The following is a 25,767-nucleotide window of genomic DNA, read 5'->3' as shown; positions in this document are numbered from 1 at the left end:
GAAGGGGTGTGATGCGGGGTGGTGCGGTTCGGTTCGGCGCGGTGGTGGGAGGGCCCGGGGCGGGTCGGCCGCTAGCGGGGGATCAGCGCGTCGAGCGCGGTCTCCGCGATGGCCTCCAGGGTGGCCCGGTCGGCGCCGCCCTGCGCGGCGACCCGCATGCCGCCGATGACGGCGTTGACGTAACGGGCCAGGGTGTCCGCGCCCCGTTCCGCCGTGATCTCGCCGTCGCGCTGGCCGGACCGGATCGCGGTGCGCAACATGGTGAGCCGCGCCGCGAGGTCCCGCTCCAGCATGGCGGACGCCTCGGGGTCGCGTGCGGCGAGTTCGACGGTCGTGTTGACGGTGAGGCAGCCGAGGCTGTGCCCGTCCCTGCGGTGCTCGAACTCACCCTCGATGACCCGGGCGAGCAGCGCGCGCACACGCTCCAGGCCCGGGCGCTCCACATCCTCCAGGATGTCGATCTGGGGGGCGTTCATGGTCTCCATGTAGCGGGCCAGGGCGCGCCGGAACAGATCGTGCTTGCTGCTGAACGTGTTGTAGATGCTGCTGCGGCCCAGGCCGGTGGCTTCGCACAGATCCTGGGTCGAGGTGGCCTCGTAGCCGTTCGCCCAGAAGGCGTGCATCGCCGCGTCCAGGGCCCGCTCCTCGTCGAAAGTCCTCGGTCGCGCCATGGGGCGACCGTACCGGTTTTGGAACGTGCAGTGCAATACGGGAGCCGCGTCCGCTCGGCCGACTTCTTGACGGTCAGCCATGACTGCTCGCCGACGGCCACTCCCTGCGGCAGGGACCGCGTCACGGCCTCGCCGCCCGCGGTGATCCGATCGGCGGTGCCCGCGTCGGTGAAGCGGTAGAGCACCTGGTGGCCGCCCTTGTCGGGCGCGGTGAGCGCCGGCATCTGGTGAATGTGACGGCGACGGCGCCGAACAGGATCGCCGCGCCCTTGGCCAGCGCGCGGGCCGACCGCGCGAAGGGCCGGGCGAGGCCCAGGGCGACCGGCTGCGGCAGCGGCAGCCGTCCGGCCAGGCGGGCCGCCCATCGACCGCGGCCCGCCGAGTCGGTACGGCCGATGGCGAGCGCGTCCACCGTACGCAGCCGGCCGGCCCGCCACGCGCTCCGGACTCGTCGCGGGCGCCCTGGGTGTGCCGCTCGGCGTGGCCCTGCACGGCTGGGTCCTGCCCGCGATGGGCGACAGCGTGGGGCTGCGCTTCCCAAATTCCGTCCTCGCCGTCTACCACGGGGCACAACTGCTGCCGCTCGCGTTCGGCGGCCTCGTCATCGCCACGTTGGGGGCGCTCCTGCCCGCCGGCTGGGCTGCCAGGGCCCGGACGACTACGGCCCTGCGCACCGAGTAGGAGGCAGGGGCCCTGCCTACCACTCCACCGCGAACGCCCGCCCCGCGTTGACCGTCAGCATCCGCTCCGTCAACTCCGCACCCACGCCCTCACCCAGGGCGAGTTCGAGTCGAGAACGCACCCCGCGCAGCAGGTGGGGCATGCCGGGACCGCCCCGCACCGAACGCGCGCCCGCCGTGGTGGTGTCGCCGCCGAGCAGCAGACGGTCGCCGAAGCCCGCGTCGGCCAGCGAGCGCACCGCGTCCGGCATGCGCCAGTCCGTGGCGTGATGGGCGCGGGATGGCCCGTCGAAGGCCAGGAAGGCCCCCGCCTCGGCGGCCTTGCGGTGGACGGCGAGGTCGGGGGAGCGGTTCAGGTGGCCGAGGATCACCCGGTGCGGAGGCACGTCCGACTCGCCGCAGAGCAGGTCGAGTACGTCCAGCGCCGCGGTGCCCAGTTCCAGGTGGACGGCGATCGGCGCGCCCGTCGCACGGTGGGCCTCGGCCGCGGCGGCCATCGTCCAGCGGGCGTGGGCGTCGAGGCCGTGGAAGCCGCCCGCGACCTTGATCAGCCCGGCCCGCACACCGGAGTGCCCGATGCCTTCGGTGAGTTCACGGACGAACACTCCGGCGAGGCCCTCCGCCCGGAGCCGCTCCAGCGACTCCGGGGCGTAATGCACGGCTTGGTGCAGCCCCGTCGCGGCGACGACGTGGACGCCCGCCGCCCCGGACAGCTCCGGCAGCCGCCCCGCCTGCCTGCCCATGCCGTGCGGCGTCCACTGCACGACGCTTCGCCCGCCTGCCGCGTGGAACGCCGCCAGCTCGTCCGCCGCGGCCTGTGCGGAGTCCAGCTCCTGGCCCGGCAGTTGAGGGCTGCGCAGGAAGAGGTGGTCGTGGGCGTCGCAGACCCCGAGCCGTTCCGGGGCGATGTCGCCGAGGACGGTGCGGACCCTGTGCGCTGCGGGGCCTGCGTGGTCCGCGGGGTCTGTGCCGCTCGCGGTGTCCGATGGGTGCCTCGCCGTCTTTGCTGGGTGTGCGGTCACCACTGCCGTCCGTTCCTCAGCTTCTCGCGCTCGGGTGTCGACAGGTGCAGCACCTGGAAGACCTCACCGAGACCCTCGGGTGCCTCGTGCTCCCAGAGCGAGAAGTGCACCGCTTCCCAGGTACGCGGGTCGACGGCGGTCAACGCGCTCACCGCACCCTCCACATCCGTCAACTTCCGTGCCGCGTCGGCGAGTTCGCCAGCCAGGTGCGGCAGGTCGGCCGCCTCGGGGATCCTCCGTCGGCGGCATACCGCAGCCCTCGCGGTACTCCCCGACGCGGCCTGATCCTCGTACGCGAGGACCGGCCAGTGCCGCACGGCAGGGCGGCCGAAATCCCGGGCGAGACCTTGGAACCCGGGGCCCCAGAGGAAGGAGTTCATACCCGCGGCGGTGTTCCAGAGATAGAAGGGCGCGTATTGGTTGACGGGCGAACCGCCCCTGCCGCGCTCGCGCATCAGGTAGGCCTTGAAGCCGAGACCGGCGTACGCGTCGAGGAGGTGGCCCTTCGACGCGACCCGGTCGCGGATGACGCCCATGTCGTAGTCGGCGGGCAGTGTGATCTCGTACTGCATGGCGTGCATCGCGTACTCCCGTGGTGGCAGGCTCAGTTGGCGGAGGCGGCGCGGGAGGGAGCGGCCGCGCAGGCGCCGAGGAGGGCGAGCAGGCCGCGCACCGCCGTGTCGAAGGCGGCCGGCGCGCCGGACGAGCGGGCCAGGACGTAACCCCCCTGCACCGTCGCGACGATCGCCGAGGCGACTTCCCGAGGTTCGAGCGATGCCGTGAACTCGCCCCGGGCGATGCCCTCTTCGAGGATCCCGGTGAGGCGGTCGCGCAGCCAGTCGAGGGTCTCGGTGACGGGCGCGCGCAGCTCGTGGCTGGCGATCACGTCCGGGTCCATCGTGAGCCGCCCGACCGGGCAGCCCTTCAACACGTCGCGTTCGCGCAGGAGATACGCCTCCACGCGTGCGTACGCCGATCCGGAGCCGCCGAGCACCGCCTCCGTCGTGGCCCGCATCTCCTCGGCCGTACGCCGGATCGCGGCGAGCGCGAGGTCGGGTTTGCCTGCGAAGTGGTGGTACATGCTGCCCTGTCCCGCGCCCGCGTGCTGCTGGATCGCCTTGGGACTCGTACCGACGTAGCCCCGCTCCCACAGCAGCTCGCGAGTGGACTCGATCAGACGCTCCGGAGTGCTCATGCGGATACTGTACATACTAGTAGGTACAGAAATCGACGGAGCGGCCCCTCTTCGCCAAGGCCAGGTGCTGGTCAAGCTGCCCGACGGTGCGTCAGGCGGTGCTCTCGTGTTCGCCGGCCGCCGACGCGGCGCGCGGCGGCCGCTCCGGTGGACTGGGCCGCGGGAGCCTCGGCGGGGTCGCGCCCCGCTCGGCGGGTGGCGCGCCTCGATGTGCCGTGGGCCGTCGCCGCCGGGTGGGGGCGCGGCGGACGGTCACCGCCCGGTCAGCCGGCAACGGCCGACCGGGCGGGAGTCTTCACGGCCGCGCCGTACACGGGGTACGACGGCACGGTCGCGGTGGGCGAGGGCGCGGGAAGTGTGAACCACACCGTCTTCCCGGCGTCGCCCTGCGGACGCACGCCCCAGCTCTCGCTCACCGCCGCGACCATCGCGAGGCCGCGGCCGCAGGTGGCGAAGACATCGGCGTCGTGGACCTCGGGAAGCCTCGGATCGTGGTCGTGGACGGAGACCGTGAGGCGGTCGAGCAGCAGCTCGATCTCCACGGTGCACTCCTTGTCCGGCTCGGCATGCCGATGGACGTTGCTGAGCAACTCCGTCACGCCGAGGGCGGCCTGGTCTATCAAGGGATCGAGATGCCAGTAGCGCAACTGCGCAGAGACGATTCTGCGGACCTGGCGGATCCGCGACGGCAGAGCCTGGAGCTCCACCGTGCAATGCCTGCTTTGTTGGCTGATCACGGCTGCGACTCCCCGAATTGAGGTCCGGAAGAAGACGACGTTCGGATCGAGCAGGGGGCCGCGTGGTCTGCCGCCTGCTGCGTGGCCGGCGGCGGGCTGGTTCTTCAGCGTCATCGCCGGTAAACCCAGAGTGATGTGAGACCAGAGTGACCCAGGGGGTGCGGGCGTGCAACTCGCGCGTCGTGCCGCGCCTCCCGCCGTTCAACCGCGCCGACGGCGTTCCGCGGCCCTGCCCACCGCCTCGATGAACCTGCGCACGGTCGGCGGTCCGCCCTGGCCGGGGCCCGGTTCACGCTCGCCGAGGGTGAGGCTGTACCGGCGGCCGTTCACCTCGGCCAGCGCCCGGTCCTCGGTGGCGAACCACGGCTTGCCCGTGCGCACCGCCTGCACCGGGGCGCTGTCGATCTCTCTGCCGTGACTGGTGAGCAACTCCAGCCTGCCGTCGGCGATTCGGACCTGCCCGGCCCGGGTGAGGGAGCGCAAGCGCCGCCCGATCCGCACGCCCGTGGCCGTGAACTCCGGCTCCGCCATGACGCTCCGCCCCCTTGTGCGCTTCGGTGATGTGTGATGTCGCTCCGTACGGGAGGAAGGTGCCCCGTGCGGTGCAGTCTGCACGCGCCGGGCGTGGAGCACCAGTGCGCATGGAGACGTCGGACCGGAGCGTCCACGCGCCCCCACATGCTGCGTCGCAGGGCTTGACCCGCTACTGCGCCAGCAGTGCCTTTGAGGTGCCCAAAGGTGTGTTTATGCAGGTGGGGAGCGTGCGGGGGGTGTTTAAGATCGAGGGGTACGGCCGCGTCGAATCGCGTCCGGCACGACGCGAAGGAGCCCCGCGGTGAGCACCACACAGCAGGATCGAGCCGACCAGCCGATGCCCACGCTCGACGTCGACCACAGTGATGACGAGTACCGCGCCTGGCTCAAAGAAGCCGTCCGCAAGGTCCAGGCCGACGCCAACCGCTCGGCCGACACCCACCTGCTGCGCTTCCCGCTCCCCGAACACTGGGGCATCGACCTGTACCTGAAGGACGAGTCGACACACCCGACCGGCAGCCTCAAGCACCGTCTCGCGCGCTCCCTCTTCCTCTACGGCCTGTGCAACGGCTGGATCAGGCCAGGACGCCCGGTCATCGAGGCCTCCAGCGGCTCCACGGCCGTCTCCGAGGCGTACTTCGCGAAACTGACCGGCGTGCCCTTCATCGCGGTGATGCCGCGCACGACGAGCGCCGAGAAGATCCGCCTGATCGAATTCCACGGCGGCCGATGCCATTTCGTGGACGACCCGCGCACCATGTACGCGGAGTCGGCCGCCCTCGCCGTCGAGACCGGCGGCCACTACATGGACCAGTTCACGTACGCGGAGCGGGCCACCGACTGGCGCGGCAACAACAACATCGCCGAATCGATCTACCAGCAGCTCAGGCTGGAGCGCTACCCCGAGCCCGCGTGGATCGTCGCGACCGCGGGCACCGGCGGCACCTCGGCGACCATCGCGCGCTACGTCCACTACATGCAGCACGACACCCGCATCTGCGTCGCCGACCCGGAGAACTCCTGCTTCTTCGACGGCTGGACGAAGAACGACCCGGACGCGACGAGCGACTGCGGCTCGCGCATCGAGGGCATCGGCCGCCCCCGCATGGAGCCGAGCTTCGTGCCCGGGGCGATCGACCGCATGATGAAGGTGCCGGACGCGGCGTCCGTGGCGGCCGTGCGGGCCCTGGAGCAGGCCATCGGCCGCAAGGCGGGCGGCTCCACGGGCACCGGCCTGTGGAGCGCCCTGAAGATCGTCGCCGAGATGGTGGCCGTGGGCCGCACGGGCAGCGTGGTCACGCTGATCTGCGACCCGGGTGACCGCTATCTGGACAAGTACTACTCCGACGCGTGGCTGGCCGAACAGGGCCTGGACGTCGCGCCCTACGCGGAGGCGATCAACACCCTGCTCGCCACGGGCGAATGGCCCCGGCGCTCGGCGTAACCCTCGGCGGCGGCCGCCTCGCGAGCCGTCACGCGCCCCCGCCCCCCGGCAGCCCGCTATCCCGTGGCCGCCATGAGCCGCCGGTCCAGTGCCGTGACCGCGTCGCGGAAGGCCCGGCCGAGGCCCGCGCGGCTCACCTTCAGCACGAGGCGGAAGGGCGGCGCGCCGTCCGCGGCGAGCGTCCACCGCACGCGGGTGCCGGTCCCGGCCGGGGTGAGCCGCCACTCCTCCACGAGGGCACGCGGCCCCGGCGCGTTCGTGACGTCGACACGGTAGGCGTACCGCTCCGGTTCATCGGCCGCGAGGATCGTCTCCCGAAAGCGCGTGCCGCCCTTGAGCCGGACATCGCGGCCCTTGCCCCCGTCGGTCGGGCGGCACCGCGTGACCGCGGCGAACCACGTGGGCCAGCCCGCCAAGTCGTCGGCGAGAGCGCGGTAGACCGCTTCGGGCGGGGCGCTCACCTCACGCGTGAAGACATGACGCAGCGCGGCGGACTCGATGAAGTCGAGCCCCACGGGGCTCAGTCGGCGTGCCATCGCACTCTGCCCCCCAGCGGAGTAAGGCGGTTGACCGGGCACCGACACCATAACTGGCGGGCCGTCAGATGTCTGCGGGGTCCTCGCGGTCGTCCGGCGAGCCGTCGTCGCCCTCCCGCTCGTCCTCACCCGCCACCACGAGCCGGTGCAGATGCTCGGAGATCTCCGCACGCGCCTGTGCGGGCAGCCCCGCGTCCGTCACCAGCGTGTCGACCTGCGAGAGCGTCGCGAACGAACTCAGCCCCACCGTGCCCCACTTGGTGTGGTCGGCGACGACGACCACACGGCGCGCCGACCGCACCAGGCGCCGGTTCGTCTCCGCCTCGGCCAGGTTCGGCGTCGACAGGCCGGCCTGCGGCGATATGCCGTGCACACCGAGGAAGAGCACGTCGAAGTGGAGCGAGGCGATCGCCTGGTCCGCCACCGGCCCCACCAGCGAGTCCGACGGCGTGCGCACCCCGCCGGTCAGCACGACCGTGGCCGCGCCCTGCCGCTGCCCGGAGGAGCGCTGCGCGGAGTGGAAGACGTCCGCGACCCGCACCGAGTTGGTCACCACCGTCAGATCCGGCACGTCCAGGAGATGGTGCGCCAGCGCGTACGTCGTCGTGCCGCCGGACAGCGCGATCGCCGACCCCGGCGTCACCAGGGACGCCGCGGTGCGCGCGATGTCCTCCTTGGCGGTCGGCTCCAGGCCCGACTTCGCCTCGAACCCGGGCTCGTGCGTGCTCGCCTCGACGACCGGCACCGCGCCGCCGTGGACCTTCTCCAGGACACCCTGGCGGGCCAGCGCGTCGAGGTCGCGGCGCACCGTCATGTCGGACACACCCAGCTTCCGGGTGAGTTCATTGACGCGGACCCCGCCCCGGCGGCGTACCTCGTCGAGAATCAGGGCACGGCGCTGCTCGGCGAGGAGGTTCTGATTCTCGCTCACGCCCGGCCCCGGCCTTTCTGCCTCGTCCTGCCTCGTCACACCCGCCGCGCCCGACCGGCGCACAGCCTCATCCTCGCACGCGCCACTGACAGCCGTGCGACCACCCGCGCGCGGGTACGCACGCCTCGGAAGGGGGAGATTACGTAACGAGGGGTGCGCGGCGAGCCGCGCCCCGAGATCCTTGTTTCCTCACCACGCAACGCGACATCTCGGGGGCAGCGAAAACAGTGGAGCGTGCGACGCAGGACGAGACCGCCCTGGAACTCCTGGTCCATGGAGTCGGGGGCACCACACCGGAACAGATGCTGGGCGATCCCCGGACCGTACGGATCTCCGGCGACGACACGGCGGCCGTCTTCCGCCGCACCGAGGACGCCGACGCCGAGCGGCGTCCCGACGACTACCGCGGCAAACCGGTCCCCGAGGCGTACGTCTGGTGCAACCTCACCTCCGGCAACGGCTCCCGCGCCCTGTGGCTCCTGCTGCTGCCCTTCATGGTCGTCAACCTCGCTCACTGGATGCGCCCCACCTCGCGCCACCGCAGGCGCCTCGTGCGCACCTACGGCCTCCTGGTGCGGCTGACCGGCCTCACCCTCACCGTGCTGCTCGTCGCCGCCGCCTGCGAGGTCGCCCTCGACCTCACGGCCTGGCAGTGCGCGGGCACCCCGGAGTGCGCGGCCGACCGCGCCTGGCTCGGCTTCCTCGCCACCGACGACGCGGGCCACGGCGGCTGGTGGTCGCAGCCCGGCCGCCGCCTCGCGCTCGCCGCCCTGCTGCCCAGCGCCCTCACCGGCCTCCTCTGGTACCTCTCCCACCGCACCTGGAGCGCGTACGAGTCCCAGCAGCCGCTGCCCCACCAGCCCGACCCCGAGGAGGAGACGAGCCGCACCGCGCTCGGCCGGCCCGGCTTCTGGTACGGCCGCCGCCTCGTCGCCCGGCTGCGCGCCGCCCACACCGCGGCGGGCCTGCTCACCGTCGCCGCGGCGGTCGGCGCCTCCGCCGCGCGCCACGACCGGCGTGCCGGGGGCCCGGCCCTCCTCGACGTCCTCGGCTGGAGCCTGCACGCCGCGCTCGTCGTGGGCGCGGCGGCCGTGGTGTGGGTGGTGTGCCGCAGGGGGCGCAGCGAGAACAGACTCGACCGGAAGCTGGACCGCGCCCTCGTACGCCGACTCCCGTTGGCCGCACTGGCCGTGCTCGTGCTGACCCTGCTGTACGCGGGGTGGACACGCCCCGGCTGGCGCTCCGAGGGCAGGCTGCCGGGTGACGCGACCTTCGGCGGCATCGCGCTCGTCCAGGGCCTGCTGATCATCGCCCTCGCGGTGGTCGCGCACTCCCTGTACCGCACCTCGCCCGACGCCCGCACCGTCATCCGCGGCCTCGGCGGCCCCGCCGTCGCCATGCTGTCCTGCGCCCTCGGCGGGGTGATGTCCGGCGGCGGCGCGCAGCGGGTCTCCGACTGGCTGGACGGCACCCACGGTTCCATCCCCGGACCGCCCGTCCTGCTCACCTGGCAGGCGTCCGTGATCCCGCCGCTCCTGGTCGTCGTCGCCGTGCTGTGCGCGTGGTTCGGCGTACGCACGCTCCAGCGCAAGCGCCGCGAGATGGTGAAGGTGGCGGCCGAGTACGCCGACGAACCCCAGGACACCACCCGCACCCGCCGCATCGCGGGGACACGCGCGCGTGCCGCGCTCACCGACCGGGCTCCCTTCCTCGTCGGCATCATCGCCGCCGTCACCCTGCTGCTCGGTGCGGGCGCCCTCATCGGCGCGTGGTGCACGGAGAAGGTCCCCGCCCAGGCCGCGCAAGGCATGCCCGACGTCGTGGAGGGCGCCGCCGAGACCTCGCAGGCGCTCGGCTCCTGGCTGATCGGCTTCGGCTTCATACTGTTCGTCACCTGGGGCCGCCGCGCCTACAAGGACGCCTCCGCCCGGCGCACCATCGGCATCCTCTGGGACGTCGGCACGTTCTGGCCGCGCGCCGCCCACCCCTTCGCCCCGCCCTGCTACGCCGAGCGTTCGGTCCCCGATCTGACCTGGCGCATGGCCGCCTGGACCCGCTCCACCAGCGCCACCGGCGGCCGCCTCGTCATCTCCGGGCACTCCCAGGGCAGCGTCCTCGCGGCGGCGGCCGCCTGGCAGCTGCGTCCCTCGGTCCGCAGGCGCGTCGCCCTGCTCACCTACGGCTCACCCCTGGAGCGCCTCTACGGCCGCTGGTTCCCCGCCCACTTCGGCCCGGCGGCGCTGACCTCCCTGCACCGCGAGGTCGACTGCTGGCGCAATCTGCACCGCCCCACCGATCCGATCGGCGGCCCCATCGGCCTGCGCGGCGACTGCGGCCCGCAGGTGGACCGCGCCGCCCTCAAGGACCCCCTCGCCTACGGCCGTACGGAGGACCATCCGCTCCCGGCACCGATCCTCGGACACAGCGACTACCAGTCCGACCCGGCCTTCGCCGAGGAACGCGCACGGCTCCTCGCACGCCTCAAGGCTGCCGTGCCGTCCCCGCGGCCCGCGGAGACGGAAGCGGTCACACCAGCTCCGGCAGATCCTCCGGATACAGCAGGGTGAGGTCGTCCGTGCTCGGCTCGGGGAGCTGGGCGACCCGGCCCGCGTGCCGCTCCACCATCGCCTCGAAGGTCTGCCGCGCGGTGCGGCCGTTGCCGAAGGCGGGCCCCTTCGGGAGCGCCGTGAAGTACTTCAGGAGCGCCTCACCGGCGCCCGTGCCCAGGCGGTACTCGTGCTCCTCGGCCTGCTGCTCCACGATCCGCAGCAACTCCTCGGGGGCGTAGTCGCTGAAGGTGATCGTCCGCGAGAAGCGGGACGCCACACCGGGGTTGACGGAGAGGAAGCGCTGCATCTCCGCCGTATAGCCCGCGACGATCACCACGACGGCCTCGCGGTGGTCCTCCATCAGCTTCACGAGCGTGTCGATGGCCTCCCTGCCGAAGTCGCGCCCGGAGTCCTCGGGGGAGAGGGCGTACGCCTCGTCGATGAACAGCACGCCGCCGCGCGCCCGGTCGAAGGCCTCCTGGGTGCGGATCGCCGTCGAGCCGATGTGCTCGCCGACCAGGTCGACGCGCGAGACCTCGACGAGGTGGCCGCTCTCCAGCACGCCGAGCGAGGCGAGGATCTCGCCGTAGAGCCGCGCGACGGTCGTCTTGCCCGTGCCCGGTGAGCCGGTGAAGACCAGGTGGCGGCGGGCGGACGCGGCCTTGAGCCCGGCGAGCTGCCTGCGGCGGCCCACCTCGATCATGTCGGTGAGGGCGCGCACCTCGCGCTTGACGCTCTCCAGGCCGACCAGGGTGTCCAGTTCGCCGAGGACCTCCTTGGCGGCGCGGGCCGAGGGCGGTGCGGGCACGGCGGCCGGCGCGGGCTGCTGCGCCGGTACGGAGCCGAGCAGTCCGGCGGTCTGCGTCGCCGTCTGCACGGCGGGCACCTCCTGCGGCGCCGCCGGGGTGCGCAGGCCACCGCTCTCGTCGCTCGCGCAGTCCTCGACGAGCGGGCCCTCCTCCGAGAACTCGAAGCCGCCGCGCGCGCACCGCTCCGTGCGGCACTTCTTCAGCGTCGTACGGCAGCCGTCGATGACGTGGAAGCCGTAGCCGCCACTGCCGCTGACCCGGCAGCCCTGGAAGCTGCCGCGGCCGCCCGCGGAGACGTAGAAGCCCGCCTCGGCGGGCGAGGTGACCGTGCAGCGCTCGATGGTGGGGTCCGCGCCCTTGGTGACGATCACGCCCGTCTGGACGGCGTCGATCGTGCAGTTGGCGAGGGTGCCGCCGCTGCCGTGGTCGCGGAACCACGCGCCGGTGGCGGCCTCGCGGACGCGGCAGTCGTCGAGCTGCGCGGTCGCGCCGTCGCTCACCGACACCGCCGTGTTGCGCACCTGGGAGAGGTCGCTGTCGACGACGTCGGCGCGCGAGCCGCGGTCCAGGACGAACAGCGCGTCCGGCACGTCGCGCACCCGGCACGACTCCAGGACGGCCGTCGCCCCGTCGCTGACCCAGACCGCCGGATAGTCGCCCGTACTGTCGTGGATCTCGCACTGGTTGGCGTCCACGCGCGTGCCGGGGTCCCACACCGACAGGCCGTTGCGTCCGAACCGGCAGACCGTGGAGCGGGTCAGCGTCAGCACAGAGCGCGAGCGCAGGTCGATCGCGTTCTCCGGGATGTCGTGGATGCGGCAGTCGGCCAGGGTCAGCACGGCGTCCGTGTCGAGCGTGATGCCGTCGGAGGTGGTGCGGTGCACGTCGCAGTCGGTCAGATGGGCCGAGGCCCGCCCGGTGACCTGGACGCCGGTGCCCTTGATCTCGTAGACCTCGCAGCCGATGGCCTCAAGGCCGGAGTGCTCGCCGGTCACCGCGAGACCGGCGCCCGAGGCGTGGTGCACCCGGCAGCGCTCCAGGCGGGGGTGCGCGCCGCCGCGCACCGCGACACCGGACTGGCCCGCCGCGACGATCTCGCACTCCTCGAAGACGCCACCGCCGCCGTCGAGCACCGCGATGCCGATGCCGCCGGGGTTGTCCACGGTGCAGCGGCGCACCGTCGGGCGCGCGCCGCCGCGCACCTCTATGCCGGCCGCCGAGCGGGTCACGACCCGGATGTCGGTCAGTTCGGGGGCGCCGTCCTCGACGAGCAGCGCGGGCGCGGAGGAGTCCTGACCCTCGATGTGCACGTCCTGCACGATCGCGGAGGCGCGCACCGTGAGGGGCACTCCGTCCGACGGCGCGATGCGCACCGACCCCGCCGAGCCGTCGGGCCCGCGCAGGGTCACCGCGCGCTGCACGACGAGGTTCTCGCGGTAGGTGCCGGCGGCGACGGTCAGTATGTCGCCGTCGCCCGCGGCCTCCAAGGCGGCGGCGAGCGATGCGTACTCGCCGGTGCGGCGCCGCCACCGCGACGTGCCGGTGTGCGTCACCTGGACCGTGCCCTGTGCCATGGAGTTGCTCTGCCCCCACCTCGTCGTACGCGGGTCTCGCGCCGGTGTGCCGCGATGTGCCGCGGCGCCGCGCAAGGAGCCGAAGAGTTCGGCCGGTCCACCGTAGCGCGCGTGAGCAGGGGCAGTTGACCCGATCGGCGGGCTCCGGCCAACCGGCCCGGTCACGGGGGCGGTCAGGAGCCGGTGCCGGCCCTGCCCCAGTCGGGGCCCGCCTTGGCCCACGCCTGGTCCAGGCGGACGTAACGCCCTTGGACGATGCGCCAGAGGACGAGCCTGCGGGCGCCCTCGACGAGGGCGACGCCCGCCGTCGCGGCGCCCAGTCCGGCGAGGGCCGCGTGGGTGGTCGCCGTCACGGGGTCCAGCGGGCGGCCGACGACGCGGCCGCGCTCGTCGGTCCACAGCCTGAAGTGGTCACCGGGACGCGGGGCGTCGAGCCGGGCGACGACGACTCCGGAGCGGTCCGCGCCGTCCGGGCCCGCCCAGCGGGCGAGGACGCGGCTGTGGGCGTCGCGCGCCGACGCGGTCTCGGGGTCGGGGTCGAGCGGGGGAGCGGGGACCTTCCGCACGACCGTGCCGACGGTCGCGTGGCGGGCCTCGCGCTGCTCCCGCACCGAGGCGAGCAGGGCGTCGCGCGACAGGCCGGCGGTGAGGGTGCCGACGACGGGAGCGGCGACGACGATCAGCACCAGGGCGGCGAGCGCCAGCCAGGCCTCCACGAGGTCGGTCCCGCGGCGCAGCGGATTGTGCCGCCAGCGCCAGAGCCCGACGATCGCCCGCACAGTCCTGCACCCCCTTCCGCGTCCGTCTCGACCGGGAACGGCACGTGTCCACGAAGCTCAACGTCCCTGCTCCGCCAACGAGTTCCCCGACCGGATGCGGGTCATTCGGGGATCATGAAGGCGTCACCGACGCGGCTGATCCCGGTGGATGCGGGAACCAGATTCTGCCCGAAGACGAGCTGGGCGCCGAAGCGGCGGTGACGGCGCCCCGGGGCCGGGCGCGGACATGCGAATGCCGCCGCCGGGCGGAGGCTCGGCGGCGGCAGGCGCCATGCTCGGACGGCGACTTCGGCGATCAGTACCCGCGGTAGGGGCGGTTGTACGGATCGTCGTACGGCGCCGGGGCCGGGCGGGGCGACGCCGGGCGCATCGCCTCGTACCCCGTACCGGCCGCGGGCCGTTGGGGCTGGGCGCCCGGGTAGCCGCGAGGGCCCGCGGCCTGCTGCGGGATGTACGGCGCGGGGGCCTGTTGCAGCGGGGCGGGCTGCTGGGCCTGCGGGTAGCCATAGCCCTGGTTGTGATGGGAAGGGGCGGCCGGCAGGGCGGGCAGCGCGGCCGGGAGGGCGGGCAGGTGACTGCCCGTGTCGTACGCGGACGGAACCCGGATCGGGGCGATCTGAGGAGTGCCCCGCTCTGCGACGAGGGAGTCGTAGATCGGAGTGTCCGTGAAGGACGGCGCGGAGTAGTAACCGCCGCCATAGGTGGAGCGGGGGGAGGTCATGCTCCATAAGTTAAGCCCTTGATGTGCTGGTTGGGGAGACCGATAAGAGGGTTGTTTTACGTGTCGGCAGTGGTGACGTGTACCCAATGCGAGCGAACTTGGGAAAATCGGTCGCCAAGTGGCGTAGGGATCGTGTAAAAGCCGCGTTCATGACGGGTTACCGGCGGTTGGCCACGGAGCGGCCGGGAGCCCCCGGGGCGCGGTCGTGGGCCTCCCGGTGATCCGGGTAATAGGTTGGCCGTGAACGGAATCGGCGGCCCTGCCGGACGCGGCGACTTGCGATGGGGGCGGACATGACAATGCCTAAGGGATCGAATGTTCCCGTACCGGCACCCGCGGTACGGGTCGAATTGGGGTGGGGTTCAGGCACCGGGGTGCCCGACGCCGACGCCTCCGCACTGTTGCTGGCCTCTTCCGGGAAGGTGCGCTCGGACGCGGACTTCGTCTTCTACAACCAGCCGGCGCACTCCTCCGGAGCGGTGCGGTACGAGGGCAAGCAGCGCTCCGACGGCGGCGTGAGCGATGTGCTCGCCGTCGACCTCGCGCGCTTGGAACCCGCGATCGAGACCGTGGTGCTCGCCGCCTCGGCCGACGGCGGCACCTTCGGACAGATCCCCGGCCTGTACATCCGGGTGCTCGACGCGGCGAGCGGCACCGAACTGGCGCGCTACGACAGCACGGACGCGACGGTGGAGACGGCCTTCGTCCTCGGCGAGTTCTACCGGCGCCAGGGCGCGTGGAAGTTCCGCGCCGTCGGCCAGGGCTACGGCAGCGGTCTCGCAGGCCTCGCCACGGACTACGGGATCACGGTGGACGAGCCGCAACGCTCCGCGTCGCCGACGGCCCCCGCCGCGGTCACCCCGCCGCCGCAGGCCGCCGCTCCCGTCACACCCGCACCGGCCCCTCCCGTGACCCCGCCCGCCGAGCCCGTGCGCCTCACCAAAGTCACCCTGACGAAGGACGCCCCGTCCGTCTCGCTGACGAAACAGGGCGGCACCTCGGGCGCCATGCGCGTGAACCTCAACTGGGAGATGCGCAAGCAGTTCAAGGGATGGGGCGCGAAGCTCGGCAGAGCCGTCGCCATGCACGCCGATCTCGACCTCGACCTGTGCGCGCTCTTCGAACTCGCCGACGGCCGCAAGGGCGTCGTCCAGGCACTCGGCAACGCCTTCGGGGCGATGCACCAGCCCCCGTACATGCTGCTCGACGGCGACGACCGCACCGGTGCCACGGCCAGTGGCGAGAACCTCACCATCAACCTCGACCACATCAAGGACTTCCGCCGCATCGTCCTCTTCGTGACCATCTACGAAGGCGCGCGCAGCTTCGCCGACCTCAACGCCACGGTCACCCTCCAGCCGCAGCACGGCGCCCCGATCGACTTCTCGCTCGACGAGTGCACCGTCCCCTCCACGGTGTGCGCGCTGGCGCTGCTCACCAACAACGGCGGCGACCTCGTCGTCCAGCGCGAGGCCCGCTACCTCGTCCCGGACCGAGGGGTGAGCCCGCAGCGCACCATCGACCACGCCTATGGCTGGGGCATGAACTGGACGCCCGGCAGGAAGTGACCGCGACCGGTCACCGCTGCTCCGGTGCCGGCTCCGCAGTGGCGTCCGGACGCGCGTATGTACGCCCCTTCCAGGCGGCGCCGCGCCCCCTGTAGTGCCGCACCGCCGAGTCCACCGTCATCAGGAGGTACAGGAACGCGGTGCCGGGCAGCAGCGGGGCGAGCCACAGGGGCTGCCGGTAGTAGCGGAGCATCGGCAGGTACGTCACGGTCATCAGCAACCAGGCGAGAGCGCCCGCGGCCGCCGCCGGCGCGTCGCTCGTGGCGAGGCCCGCGACCAGGGTGAGCGGGGGAGCGAGGTAGACCAGCGCGAGCCCGGCGACCGTGCCGAGGAGCAGCAGCGGCTGGTGCCGCAGCTGGGCGTACGCACTGCGCGCGACCATGCGCCACAGGTCCGCGAGGCGGGGGTAGGGGCGCACGCTGTCGACGCGCTCGGCGAGCCCCAGCCAGAGGTGACCGCCGGAGCGCCGGACCGCCCGCGCGAGCGCCACGTCGTCGATCACCGCGTGCCGGATGGCGTCGGGGATCCGCGCCCGCTCGGCGGCGTCGGCGCGCAGCAGGACGCAGCCGCCCGCCGCGGCGGCCGTCCGTGACCCCTTCCGCCCGATCCGGCGGAAGGGGTAGAGCTGCGCGAAGAAGTACACGAACGCTGGGACCACCAGCCGCTCCCACACGCTGCGCACCCGCAGCCGGGCCATCTGGGAGACCAGGTCAAAACCGCCCGTCTCCGCGGCGGCCACCAGCTCCCGCAGACTCTCCGGACCATGGGCGATGTCCGCGTCGGTCAGGAGCAGGTACTCGGGATCCCGCGCGCGGGCGAGGCCGATCCCGTGGCGCACCGCCCAGAGCTTGCCGGTCCACCCGGAGGGCGGCTCACCGGGGGAGGCGACGGTCAGCGGCAGGCCGCCGTGTTGTTCGCCCAGCGCGCGGGCCAGCTCACCCGTGCCGTCCGTACTGCCGTCGTCGACAAGGAAGACCTCGGCCCGGCCCGGATAGTCCTGCGCCAGCAGCGACGGCAGGCTCTCGGGCAGCATCGCGGCCTCGTCCCTGGCGGGCACGACGACACACACCGTCGGCCAGTGGCCCCGGCTCGTCCCGTCCGCCGGGTCCCGGCGCGGCGGCAGACGCACGTCCGTACGCCAGAAGAAGCCCTGCCCCAACAGCAGCCACAGCCACGCGGCAAGCGATCCGGCGGCGGTCCACGCAACGGCGCTCATCCGCCGAAGTCTGCCCCACGGCACGGTGCCTGTGGGGCCCATCGACTATGGTGACCGGGTGAAGATCGCGCTCATGGACTCCGGTATCGGACTGCTCGCCGCGGCGGCCGCGGTACGCCGCCTGCGGCCCGACGCCGATCTCGTGCTCTCCTCGGACCCGGACGGCATGCCGTGGGGACCGCGGACCACGGAAGACCTCACCGCGCGCGCTCTCGCCGTCGCGGAGGCCGCCGCCGCGCACCGCCCCGACGCGCTGATCGTCGCCTGCAACACCGCCTCTGTGCACGCGCTGCCCACGATCAGGGCCCGCCTGGAGCCCGCCGTCCCGGTCATCGGGACCGTGCCGGCCATCAAGCCCGCCGCCGCGGGCGTCGGCCCCGTCGCCATCTGGGCCACCCCGGCCACCACGGGCAGCCCCTACCAGCGGGACCTCATCGAGCGGTTCGCGCGCGACGTCGACGTCACCGAGGTGCCCTGCCCCGGCCTCGCCGACGCCGTGCAGTACGCGGACGAGAAGGCCATCGACGAGACCATCGCCGCCGCCGCTGCCCTCACTCCGCGCGATGTAAGGGCCGTCGTCCTGGGCTGCACCCATTACGAGCTGGTGGCGGAGCGTATCCGCGCCGCCGTGCAGCAGCCGCAGCTGCCGCCGCTCGCGCTGCACGGCTCGGCCGGCGCGGTCGCCGCCCAGGCGCTGCGCAGGATCGGCGCGCTCCCCAGTACCGACGCCGACGGCGGCGCGACACCCGGTCTCACCGTGCTGCTCAGCGGGCGTGCGGAGCCGCTGCCGCGGGAGGCGCTCACCTACGCCGAGGGACGCGTGCTCGCGGCGGTCACCCCCGCCCTCTGAGCCCTGGAACCCGAATCCGGTCACGCTCCGCGACGCGGTGCCTTCGCGGCGGAACGTGAGTAATCTCGATGGCATGAGGGACCCAGCCCACGAGGAGCACGGCGGGAACGGCGGGGACGGCGGGAATACCGCGCCCGACGCCCCGCCCGAAGTCTGGACCGGCCGCGCGACCAACCGCGTCCAGTGGCTGCTGGCCTGCGCGGGCGCCGCCTGCCTGGCCCTCGGCATCGAACTCGCGGTCGGCTCGATGTGGACATCGGGCTTCGCGCCCCTGCTCATGTCCGTCGTCGGATGCATCGCCGTCGGACTCCTGATGCTCTTCGGGACGCTGGCCTTCGTCCATGTGGCCGTGAAGGTCGACAAGGATTTCCTGGAGGTGCGCTGCGGCCATCTGGGCCTGCCGCGCCGCCACATCCCGCTCTCCCATGTCGTCGGCGCGGACTTCGCCCCGAGCGTCACACCCCGGCAGTGGGGCGGCTGGGGCTACCGCTGGCGGCCCGAGAAGGGCACGGCCGTCGTGGTCCGGCGCGGCGAGGGGCTGGTGCTCAGGCTGGGCGACGGCCACAAGTTCACGGTGACCGTGGACAACGCCGAATCCGCGGTACGCGCCATCCGGGCCCGGCTGAAGGTCAGGGGAACGTCGGTCTGACAAGGTCTGACGCCCACGGCACCGTCGGCACCGTCAGAGCCCCCGGGGTGCCCGGAGCCGTCGGGCAGGGGCCGCGCCGTGGCGATGCCCGCGAGCAGGCCGGCCGCGGCCGTCACCGACGTCACGCTGAGCGCCTTGCCCACCGTCGCCACGGCCGTCAGCGCCGTCAGGGCCGCGCCCGCCGACAGGACGACCTGGGTGGAGCGCGGCGAATGCCACAGGGCGCTGCCGCCGTTCGCGCCCGCCTGCCGGACCGGCCGTCGCGGCCGTACCCGTCGACCCCACCCGCCGCCCCCCGAGGTATGCGGACCCGAACGGCGCGGCCGGCCCACGGTGGCGTGCGCCGGGCCCGCGCCTGAGCCCGGCCACACGCTAACGGCAGGCGCCGCGCCATGGGGCCAGTCGCGCCGGAACGATACGGCGGAGGCGCCCACGACCGCTTTGTCGACGCCCACGACCAGGCTGTCGGCGCCCACGACCACGCTGTCGATGCTCCGGTGACGCGCCGTACACTCCCCGAGTGACAGCCACCACCACTCCCGTAGACGAGCCGGACCAGCTCGATCCGCAGCCCGCGCCGGCCTCCCGCGCCGGGCGCGTCCTGCGGCGGCTCGTGCCCGCCGCCGCGGCGGCCCTCTCCGGAGTGCTGCTCTACGTCAGCTTCCCGCCCCGGACGCTGTGGTGGCTCGCGCTCCCGGCCTTCGCCGTCCTCGCCCGGTGCCTGCACGGCCGCACCTGGAAGGCGGGCCTCGGCCTCGGCTACCTCTTCGGCCTCGGCTTCCTGCTGCCCCTGCTGGTGTGGACCGGCGTCGAGGTCGGCCCCGGTCCGTGGCTGGCGCTCGCCGCCGTCGAGGCGGTCTTCGTCGCCCTGGTGGGCGCGGGCATCGCGGCGGTCTCACGCCTGCCCGGCTACCCGCTCTGGGCGGCCGCCCTGTGGATCGCGGGAGAGGCGGCACGCGCGCGCGTGCCCTTCAGCGGGTTCCCCTGGGGCAAGATCGCCTTCGGCCAGGCGGACGGTGTCTTCCTGCCGCTCGCCGCGCTCGGCGGCACCCCCGTGCTCGGCTTCGCGGTCGTCCTGTGCGGCTTCGGGCTGTACGAGACCGTGCGCCGGATCCGCGACGTACGCGCGACCGGGGTCCTGCGGCGCGGGGCGGCGGCCGTGGCCGGGCTGAGCGTGCTCGTCCCGCTCCTCGGCGCCTTCGCCGCGCGGCCGCTCGTCAGCGACGAGGCCGAGGACGGCACCGCGACCATCGCCGCGATCCAGGGCAACGTCCCGCGCGCGGGGCTCGACTTCAACGCCCAGCGGCGCGCCGTCCTCGACCACCACGTGCGCGAGACCGAACGGCTGGCCGCCCAGGTGAAGGCCGGGAAGGTCAAGCGCCCCGACCTCGTGCTGTGGCCGGAGAACTCCTCCGACATCGATCCGTTCACCAACCCCGACGCGCGCCAGGAGATCGAGAACGCCGTCAAGGCCATCGGGGTGCCCCTCTCGGTGGGCGGTGTCGTCGAGACCGAGGACGGCAAGCTCTTCAACGAGCAGATCCTGTGGGACCCGGAGAAGGGCCCCACCGACACCTACGACAAGCGGCAGATCCAGCCCTTCGGCGAGTACATCCCGCTGCGCGATGTCATCGGCGTCTTCAGCAGCGACGTCGACATGGTGCGCCAGGACTTCAGCCGCGGTTCCGAGCCCGGTGTCTTCACCATGGCAGGCACCAAGGTGGGCCTCGCGACCTGCTACGAGGCCGCGTTCGACTGGGCCGTGCGCGACACGGTGACCCACGGCGCTCAGATCATCTCGGTGCCGAGCAACAACGCCACGTTCGACCGCAGCGAGATGACGTACCAGCAGCTCGCGATGTCGCGCGTCCGCGCGGTCGAGCACAGTCGCGCCGTCGCCGTCCCGGTGACCAGCGGCGTCAGTGCGGTGATCATGCCGGACGGCACGGTCAAGGCGAAGACGGAGTGGTTCACCGCCGATTCGCTCGTCGAGGAGGTGCCGCTGCGCTCGTCGCGGACCCCGGCCACCCGCCTCGGCGCGCTGCCGGAGGGCGTCCTGGTGCTGATCGCCCTCGGCGGACTCGGCCGGGCCGCGGCGTCGGCGCGGGCCCGGCGGGACGCCGGGGAGTAACGCGCGCTCCTGTCAAGGGCGGTGACGGGACGCCGTTAGGGTCGGACCATGGCCACTCCTGAATTCATCCGCACCCTGCGGGCCGACGCCGGCCAGCAGCTGCTCTGGCTCCCCGGGGTCTCCGCCATCGTCTTCGACGACGACGGCAGGGTGCTGCTCGGGCGGCGCTCCGACAACGGCAGGTGGTCGGTGATCGGCGGCATCCCCGACCCGGGGGAGCAGCCCGCGGAGTGCGCGGTGCGCGAGGTGTACGAGGAGACGGCGGTGCGCTGCGTGCCCGAGCGCGTGGTCCTGGTACAGGCGCTGGACCCGGTCACCTACCCCAACGGCGACACCTGCCAGTACATGGACATCACCCTGCGCTGCCGTGCCGTCGGCGGCGAGGCGCGCGTCAACGACGACGAGTCGCTGGAAGTGGCGTGGTTCGACGTGGACGCGCTGCCCGACCTGCACGAGTTCTCGCTCTCCCGCATCAAGCAGGCCCTGGTCGACGGACCCACCTGGTTCGAGCCGAGCACCGAGCGGTGAGACCCCCGCGCCCGGCTGACCGCCGGGCCCGGCAGGCCCTCCGTTAGCCTGAGGGCACGATGAACCGTTTGAGCACGTCATGGGGCGCGTACGACCTCACCCGCTTCCCGGAGGACCCCCGCGACCAGCTGCGCGCCTGGTCGGCGGCCGACGCCTATCTGCTGCGGCACCTTGCGGGCGAGGAAGGGGAGGTAGGGGAGGAAGGGAAGCGAGGGGAGCCAGGGGGCGTCACGGCGGCCGTCGACCTGAGTGGCACCGTGGCCGTCGTCGGTGACCGGTGGGGCGCGCTGACCACCGCGCTCGCGGGGCACGCGCGCGTGCCCGTGCAGATCACCGACTCCTTCCTCGCCCAGCAGGCCACCCGCGCCAACCTCGCGCGGGCGGGCCACGCGCCAGACGCGGCCCGGCTGCTGACGACCAGGGACACTCCGCCCGCCCGTATCGACGTACTCCTGGTCCGCGTACCGAAGAGCCTCGCGCTTCTCGAGGACCAGCTGCACCGGCTGGCGCCCGCCCTGCACGAGGGCACCGTCGTCGTCGGCACCGGCATGGTCACCGAGATCCACACGTCCACGCTGGAGCTCTTCGAGCGGCTCGTCGGGCCGACCAGGACCTCCCTGGCGCGGCAGAAGGCGCGGCTCATCTTCAGCACCCCGGATCCCGCGCGGACCCCGGGCCCCGCCCCCTGGCCCCGTACCCATGTGCTGCCTGCCGACTCCGGGGCCGGCGCGGGCCTGACCGTCGTCAACCACGCCGGCATCTTCTGCGCCGACCGCCTCGACATCGGCACCCGCTTCTTCCTCAAGCACCTGCCGCGCGCCCGGGCTGGCGCGCACGTCGTGGACCTCGGCTGCGGCAACGGCGTGCTCGGCACCGCCGCGTCCGTCGCGGACCCGGACGCCACGGTCACCTTCATCGACGAGTCGTTCCAGGCCGTCGCCTCCGCCGAGGCCACCTTCCGCGCCAATGCCGCCGAGGACGCCAAGGCGCACTTCGTGGCCGGGGACGCCCTCGCCGCCGTGCCGCCGGGGACGGTGGACCTCGTCCTGAACAACCCGCCCTTCCACAGCCACCAGGCCACCACCGGGGCGACCGCGTGGCGGATGTTCAGCGGCGCGCGCGCCGCGCTGCGGCCCGGCGGCGAACTGTGGGTCATCGGCAACCGCCACCTCGGGTACCACGTGAAGCTGCGCAAGCTCTTCGGCAACGCGCGCGTCGTCGCGAGCGACCCGAAGTTCGTCGTGCTGCGGGCGGTCAAGGGCAATCGCTGAGAGGCGATTGCCGAGGCGCCACCGCCCGTGTCGGCGGGGCCGAACGGCCCCCTTCGGGCTCGCGACGGCGGCCGGGCGGTGGCAGCGTCGAGGGAGGAATGCCGGGGCCGGTCCGCTGCCGCGACCGACCCGGCGCCGCGACGACTGACCCGGCGCTCCCGTGGAACCCGCGCCCCAGCCAAGTACTGGAACGTGATTCCGCCGCACACCACGACCCTCGCGAGGAGATCCTCATGGCGCCCATGGCGAAGGAGGACCTGGCGGCACTCGACGCCCACTGGCGTGCCGCCAACTACCTGTCCGTCGGCCAGATCTACCTGATGGGCAACCCGCTGCTGACCGAGCCGCTGCGGCCCGAGCACATCAAGCCGCGCCTCCTCGGTCACTGGGGCACCTCACCCGGCCTCAACCTCGTCCACACGCACCTCAACCGCGTCATCAAGGAACGCGACCTGGACGCGCTGTGCGTATGGGGACCTGGCCACGGCGGACCGGCCGTACTCGCCAATTCCTGGCTGGAGGGCAGCTACACGCAGACGTACCCGGCGGTGACGCGGGACGCGGAGGGCATGGCGCGGCTCTTCCGCCAGTTCTCGTTCCCCGGCGGCGTGCCGAGCCACGTCGCACCCGAGACGCCCGGCTCGATCCACGAGGGCGGCGAACTGGGCTACTCCCTCGCCCACGCCTACGGAGCCGCCTTCGACAACCCGGATCTCGTCGTGGCCTGCGTGATCGGTGACGGCGAGGCCGAGACCGGGCCGCTGGCCGGCTCCTGGCACTCCAACAAATTCCTGGACCCCGCGCACGACGGCGCCGTCCTGCCGATCCTCCACCTCAACGGCTACAAGATCGCCAACCCGACGCTGCTCGCCCGGCTCCCCGACGCCGAGCTGGACGCCCTGCTCAAGGGCTACGGCCACGATCCCCTGTACGTCACCGGGGACGACCCGCACCAGGTCCACCAGACCATGGCCGACACCCTGGACCAGGCCCTCGACCGCATCGCCGCCATCCAGCGCGCCGCCCGCGACGGCGGCGGGCACAACCGCACGCGCTGGCCCGTCGTCGTACTGCGCACACCCAAGGGCTGGACGGGCCCGCGGACCGTCGACGGGGATCCGGTCGAGAACACCTGGCGCTCCCACCAGGTGCCGCTCTCCGGAGTCCGCGAGAACCCGGACCACCTGCGGCAGTTGGAGGAGTGGCTGCGCTCCTACCGCCCCCAGGAGCTCTTCGACACCGAGGGCGCCCCCACCGCCGACGTTCTGGCCTGCGTACCCGAGGGGGAGCGCAGGCTCGGCGCCACGCGGCACGCCAACGGCGGTCTGCTCAGCCGGCCGCTGCCCCTCCCGCCGCTGGAGGACTTCGCCGTCCCCGTCGACCGGCCCGGCGCCACCCTGCACGAGCCGACCCGGGTCACGGGCGCCCTGCTCGCCCGGGTCATGGCCGACACCGCGCGGCGGCGCGACTTCCGTGTCGTGGGCCCGGACGAGACCGAGTCCAACCGCCTCGGCGCGCTCTTCGGCGCCACCGGCAAGGCCTGGCAGGAACGGACCCTCGACACCGACGAGCACCTCGCCCGCGACGGCCGCGTCATGGAAGTCCTCTCCGAACACCTCTGCCAGGGCTGGCTGGAGGGCTACACCCTCACCGGCCGGCACGGGCTCTTCTCCTGCTACGAAGCCTTCGTCCACATCGTCGACTCGATGGTCAACCAGCACATCAAGTGGCTGAAGACCTCGCGCTCCCTGCCGTGGCGAGCCCCCGTGCCGTCCCTCAACTACCTGCTCACCTCACACGTGTGGCGCCAGGACCACAACGGCTTCTCGCACCAGGACCCGGGCTTCGTGGACCACGTGCTCAACAAGAGCCCCGACGTCGTACGCGTCTATCTGCCGCCGGACGCCAACACCCTTCTTTCGGTGACCGAGCACGTCCTCGGCAGCCGCGACTACGTCAACGTCGTCGTCGCGGGGAAGCAGCCCTGCTTCGACTGGCTCACCCTCGACGAGGCCCGCGCCCACTGTGCGCGCGGCGCGGGGGTGTGGGAGTGGGCGGGCACCGACGACGGCACACGCGATCCCGACGTGGTCCTGGCCTGCGCGGGCGACGTGCCGACGCAGGAAGTCATGGCCGCGGCGAGTCTGCTGCGGGAGGCGCTGCCCGAGCTGGCCGTCCGCGTCGTCAACGTCGTCGACATCGCCCGCCTCATGCCCCGCGAGGAACACCCGCACGGCATGCCCGACTCCGAGTTCGACGCGCTCTTCACCCCCGACCGGCCGGTGATCTTCGCCTACCACGGCTATCCGTGGCTGATCCACCGCCTCGCCTACCGCCGTACCGGGCACGACAACCTGCACGTACGCGGCTACAAGGAGGCGGGCACGACGACCACGCCCTTCGACATGGTCGTCCGCAACGACCTCGACCGCTACCGCCTCGTCATGGACGTCATCGACCGCGTCCCCGGCCTTGCCGTGCGCGCCACGGCCGTGCGGCAGGCGATGGCCGACGCCCGCACCCGCCACCACGCCTGGATCCGCGAGCACGGCACCGACATGCCGGAGGTCGCGGAGTGGACGTGGCCCCATGCCGCCGGGCGGTGAGCCGTTCTCCCGCAGATGTCCGGTTCCTGGCTGAAAGCGTGCCGCACGAGTATGGGCCAGGTTCGACTCCACCTCGCAGGTCCGCGACCGCGCGGCGGGCGCGGGGAGCCGGGCCGGGGCGCCCCTGGTGCGGTCATGCCGCCTCCAGGTCGAGGAGGACCCGCTTGCGCTCCAGGCCGCCCGCGTAGCCGGTGAGGGAGCCGTCGGCGCCGATCACCCGGTGGCAGGGGCGCACGACGAGCAGCGGGTTGCGCCCGATGGCCGCGCCGAGGGCGCGCACGGCGGCCCTGGAGAGGCCGAGCTGTTCGGCGAGGCGTCCGTAGGTGGTCGTGGTGCCGTAGGGGACCGTGTCCAGGGCCTGCCAGACCTTGCGCTGGAACGCGGTGCCCGTCCCGGCGGCGTACTCGACGTCGAAGTGGGTCAGGCTCCCGGCGAAGTACGAGCGCAGCTGCGCGGTGATCGCCGTGAACGCCTCGTCGTCGCGGACCCAGCCGTCCAGGACGACGGCGGCGCCCTTCTGGCCCGGCATGGAGAGGGAGGCGAGCGCGGTGCCGCCCTTGGCGGTGGCGGAGGCCTCGCCCACCAGCAGCAGCCTGCCCAGCGGGCTGTCGATCGTCGTGTAGACGGTCATGGGACTCTCCTCCGGCGTTCTTGAGCGATCCGACTTCCAGTCTGTGGTGCGCGCGAGGCGGCGGCTGGCGGGATTCGGACATGACGCTCGCCATGCGTCGGCGGTTTATGCAACTAGTTGCACAACCCGTCGCGC

23 protein-coding genes and 1 pseudogene are annotated in these 25,767 nt (G+C 73.0%); 10 read left to right on the top strand and 14 right to left on the bottom strand.

From position 1 onward, the window contains the following. Window positions 1–71 precede the first annotated feature (71 nt). Window positions 72–671, bottom strand: a complete 600-nt coding sequence (locus tag ACF062_RS33490; protein ID WP_392143350.1) for a TetR/AcrR family transcriptional regulator — start codon at window positions 669–671, stop codon at window positions 72–74. A gap of 480 nt (window positions 672–1,151) precedes the next feature. Here ACF062_RS33490 and ACF062_RS33485 point away from each other — a divergent pair, with 480 nt between their 5' ends. After that, window positions 1,152–1,352 carry a hypothetical protein gene (locus ACF062_RS33485; protein WP_392143349.1) on the top strand — a complete coding sequence of 67 codons (201 nt, stop codon included), beginning with the start codon at window positions 1,152–1,154 and terminating at the stop codon, window positions 1,350–1,352. A gap of 16 nt (window positions 1,353–1,368) precedes the next feature. Here the strand turns inward: ACF062_RS33485 and ACF062_RS33480 are convergent, their stop codons facing one another. The 5 genes from ACF062_RS33480 to ACF062_RS33460 all read right to left on the bottom strand — a co-directional run bounded on the left by ACF062_RS33480 (window position 1,369) and on the right by ACF062_RS33460 (window position 4,836). After that, entirely contained in the window at window positions 1,369–2,259 is an 891-nt protein-coding gene (locus tag ACF062_RS33480; protein WP_392143515.1) for a phosphotriesterase, read from the bottom strand. Between the two features lie 110 nt (window positions 2,260–2,369). Further along, on the bottom strand, window positions 2,370–2,954 hold the full coding sequence (locus ACF062_RS33475) for a DUF4865 family protein (RefSeq protein WP_392143348.1): 585 nt from the start codon (window positions 2,952–2,954) through the stop codon (window positions 2,370–2,372). Between the two features lie 23 nt (window positions 2,955–2,977). After that, a complete protein-coding gene (locus ACF062_RS33470) occupies window positions 2,978–3,583 on the bottom strand; it encodes a TetR/AcrR family transcriptional regulator (RefSeq protein ID WP_392143347.1) in 606 nt (201 codons plus the stop codon). Window positions 3,584–3,831: 248 nt separating this feature from the next. Next, complete coding sequence (locus ACF062_RS33465; protein ID WP_392143346.1) at window positions 3,832–4,305, bottom strand: ATP-binding protein; 474 nt, start codon at window positions 4,303–4,305, stop codon at window positions 3,832–3,834. A gap of 201 nt (window positions 4,306–4,506) precedes the next feature. Beyond that, the gene (locus tag ACF062_RS33460; RefSeq protein ID WP_392143345.1) at window positions 4,507–4,836 is read right to left on the bottom strand and encodes a hypothetical protein; all 330 of its coding nucleotides are present in this window, start codon (window positions 4,834–4,836) and stop codon (window positions 4,507–4,509) included. Window positions 4,837–5,176: 340 nt separating this feature from the next. Here ACF062_RS33460 and ACF062_RS33455 point away from each other — a divergent pair, with 340 nt between their 5' ends. Then, window positions 5,177–6,283, top strand: a complete 1,107-nt coding sequence (locus ACF062_RS33455; protein WP_392143514.1) for a PLP-dependent cysteine synthase family protein — start codon at window positions 5,177–5,179, stop codon at window positions 6,281–6,283. A gap of 56 nt (window positions 6,284–6,339) precedes the next feature. Here the strand turns inward: ACF062_RS33455 and ACF062_RS33450 are convergent, their stop codons facing one another. Together ACF062_RS33450 and ACF062_RS33445 are read right to left on the bottom strand one after the other, a co-directional pair. Then, window positions 6,340–6,819 (bottom strand): SRPBCC family protein, encoded by a 480-nt coding sequence (locus ACF062_RS33450; protein ID WP_392143344.1) that lies wholly within the window; start codon window positions 6,817–6,819, stop codon window positions 6,340–6,342. A 64-nt stretch (window positions 6,820–6,883) separates the two neighbouring features. Next, window positions 6,884–7,750, bottom strand: a complete 867-nt coding sequence (locus ACF062_RS33445; protein ID WP_392143343.1) for a DeoR/GlpR family DNA-binding transcription regulator — start codon at window positions 7,748–7,750, stop codon at window positions 6,884–6,886. 227 nt (window positions 7,751–7,977) lie between these two features. Here ACF062_RS33445 and ACF062_RS33440 point away from each other — a divergent pair, with 227 nt between their 5' ends. Further along, entirely contained in the window at window positions 7,978–10,317 is a 2,340-nt protein-coding gene (locus ACF062_RS33440) for a hypothetical protein (RefSeq protein ID WP_392143342.1), read from the top strand. Here the strand turns inward: ACF062_RS33440 and ACF062_RS33435 are convergent. The 4 genes and pseudogenes from ACF062_RS33435 to ACF062_RS33420 all read right to left on the bottom strand — a co-directional run bounded on the left by ACF062_RS33435 (window position 10,277) and on the right by ACF062_RS33420 (window position 14,182). Then, window positions 10,277–12,682 (bottom strand): right-handed parallel beta-helix repeat-containing protein, encoded by a 2,406-nt coding sequence (locus ACF062_RS33435; RefSeq protein ID WP_356576225.1) that lies wholly within the window; start codon window positions 12,680–12,682, stop codon window positions 10,277–10,279. The genes ACF062_RS33440 and ACF062_RS33435 overlap by 41 nt on opposite strands. Before the next feature lie 173 nt (window positions 12,683–12,855). Next, complete coding sequence (locus ACF062_RS33430; protein ID WP_392143341.1) at window positions 12,856–13,461, bottom strand: hypothetical protein; 606 nt, start codon at window positions 13,459–13,461, stop codon at window positions 12,856–12,858. 101 nt (window positions 13,462–13,562) lie between these two features. Beyond that, window positions 13,563–13,664 (bottom strand): annotated as a pseudogene (locus tag ACF062_RS33425) (MOSC domain-containing protein); the annotation flags it as partial. A gap of 92 nt (window positions 13,665–13,756) precedes the next feature. After that, window positions 13,757–14,182 (bottom strand): DUF6643 family protein, encoded by a 426-nt coding sequence (locus ACF062_RS33420; protein WP_223773245.1) that lies wholly within the window; start codon window positions 14,180–14,182, stop codon window positions 13,757–13,759. 299 nt (window positions 14,183–14,481) lie between these two features. Between ACF062_RS33420 and ACF062_RS33415 the strand changes: the two genes are divergently transcribed. After that, on the top strand, window positions 14,482–15,750 hold the full coding sequence (locus ACF062_RS33415; RefSeq protein WP_392143513.1) for a TerD family protein: 1,269 nt from the start codon (window positions 14,482–14,484) through the stop codon (window positions 15,748–15,750). Between the two features lie 10 nt (window positions 15,751–15,760). On the opposite strand, the gene ACF062_RS33410 is transcribed toward ACF062_RS33415, so the two are convergent. Beyond that, on the bottom strand, window positions 15,761–16,966 hold the full coding sequence (locus ACF062_RS33410) for a glycosyltransferase (protein ID WP_392143340.1): 1,206 nt from the start codon (window positions 16,964–16,966) through the stop codon (window positions 15,761–15,763). Between the two features lie 58 nt (window positions 16,967–17,024). Between ACF062_RS33410 and ACF062_RS33405 the strand changes: the two genes are divergently transcribed. The 6 genes from ACF062_RS33405 to ACF062_RS33380 all read left to right on the top strand — a co-directional run bounded on the left by ACF062_RS33405 (window position 17,025) and on the right by ACF062_RS33380 (window position 25,001). Continuing rightward, window positions 17,025–17,816, top strand: a complete 792-nt coding sequence (locus ACF062_RS33405; protein ID WP_392143339.1) for a glutamate racemase — start codon at window positions 17,025–17,027, stop codon at window positions 17,814–17,816. Window positions 17,817–17,889: 73 nt separating this feature from the next. Next, a complete protein-coding gene (locus ACF062_RS33400) occupies window positions 17,890–18,465 on the top strand; it encodes a hypothetical protein (RefSeq protein ID WP_392143338.1) in 576 nt (191 codons plus the stop codon). A gap of 520 nt (window positions 18,466–18,985) precedes the next feature. Next, the gene (gene lnt, locus ACF062_RS33395; RefSeq protein ID WP_392143337.1) at window positions 18,986–20,596 is read left to right on the top strand and encodes an apolipoprotein N-acyltransferase; all 1,611 of its coding nucleotides are present in this window, start codon (window positions 18,986–18,988) and stop codon (window positions 20,594–20,596) included. Window positions 20,597–20,644: 48 nt separating this feature from the next. Next, entirely contained in the window at window positions 20,645–21,124 is a 480-nt protein-coding gene (locus ACF062_RS33390; RefSeq protein WP_392143336.1) for an NUDIX domain-containing protein, read from the top strand. A gap of 59 nt (window positions 21,125–21,183) precedes the next feature. Then, a complete protein-coding gene (locus ACF062_RS33385) occupies window positions 21,184–22,395 on the top strand; it encodes a methyltransferase (RefSeq protein WP_392143335.1) in 1,212 nt (403 codons plus the stop codon). Between the two features lie 185 nt (window positions 22,396–22,580). Then, window positions 22,581–25,001, top strand: a complete 2,421-nt coding sequence (locus ACF062_RS33380; RefSeq protein WP_392143512.1) for a phosphoketolase — start codon at window positions 22,581–22,583, stop codon at window positions 24,999–25,001. Window positions 25,002–25,134: 133 nt separating this feature from the next. On the opposite strand, the gene ACF062_RS33375 is transcribed toward ACF062_RS33380, so the two are convergent. Continuing rightward, window positions 25,135–25,632, bottom strand: coding sequence for a methylated-DNA--[protein]-cysteine S-methyltransferase (locus ACF062_RS33375; protein WP_392143334.1), 498 nt, complete (start codon window positions 25,630–25,632; stop codon window positions 25,135–25,137). Between the last annotated feature and the right edge of the window lie 135 nt (window positions 25,633–25,767).

It is taken from the genome of Streptomyces sp. NPDC015345 (assembly GCF_043078805.1).
GTDB lineage: Bacteria > Actinomycetota > Actinomycetes > Streptomycetales > Streptomycetaceae > Streptomyces.
The sequence above is the reverse complement of the archived record's forward strand: the minus strand, read 5'-3'. Positions and strand labels throughout refer to the sequence as shown.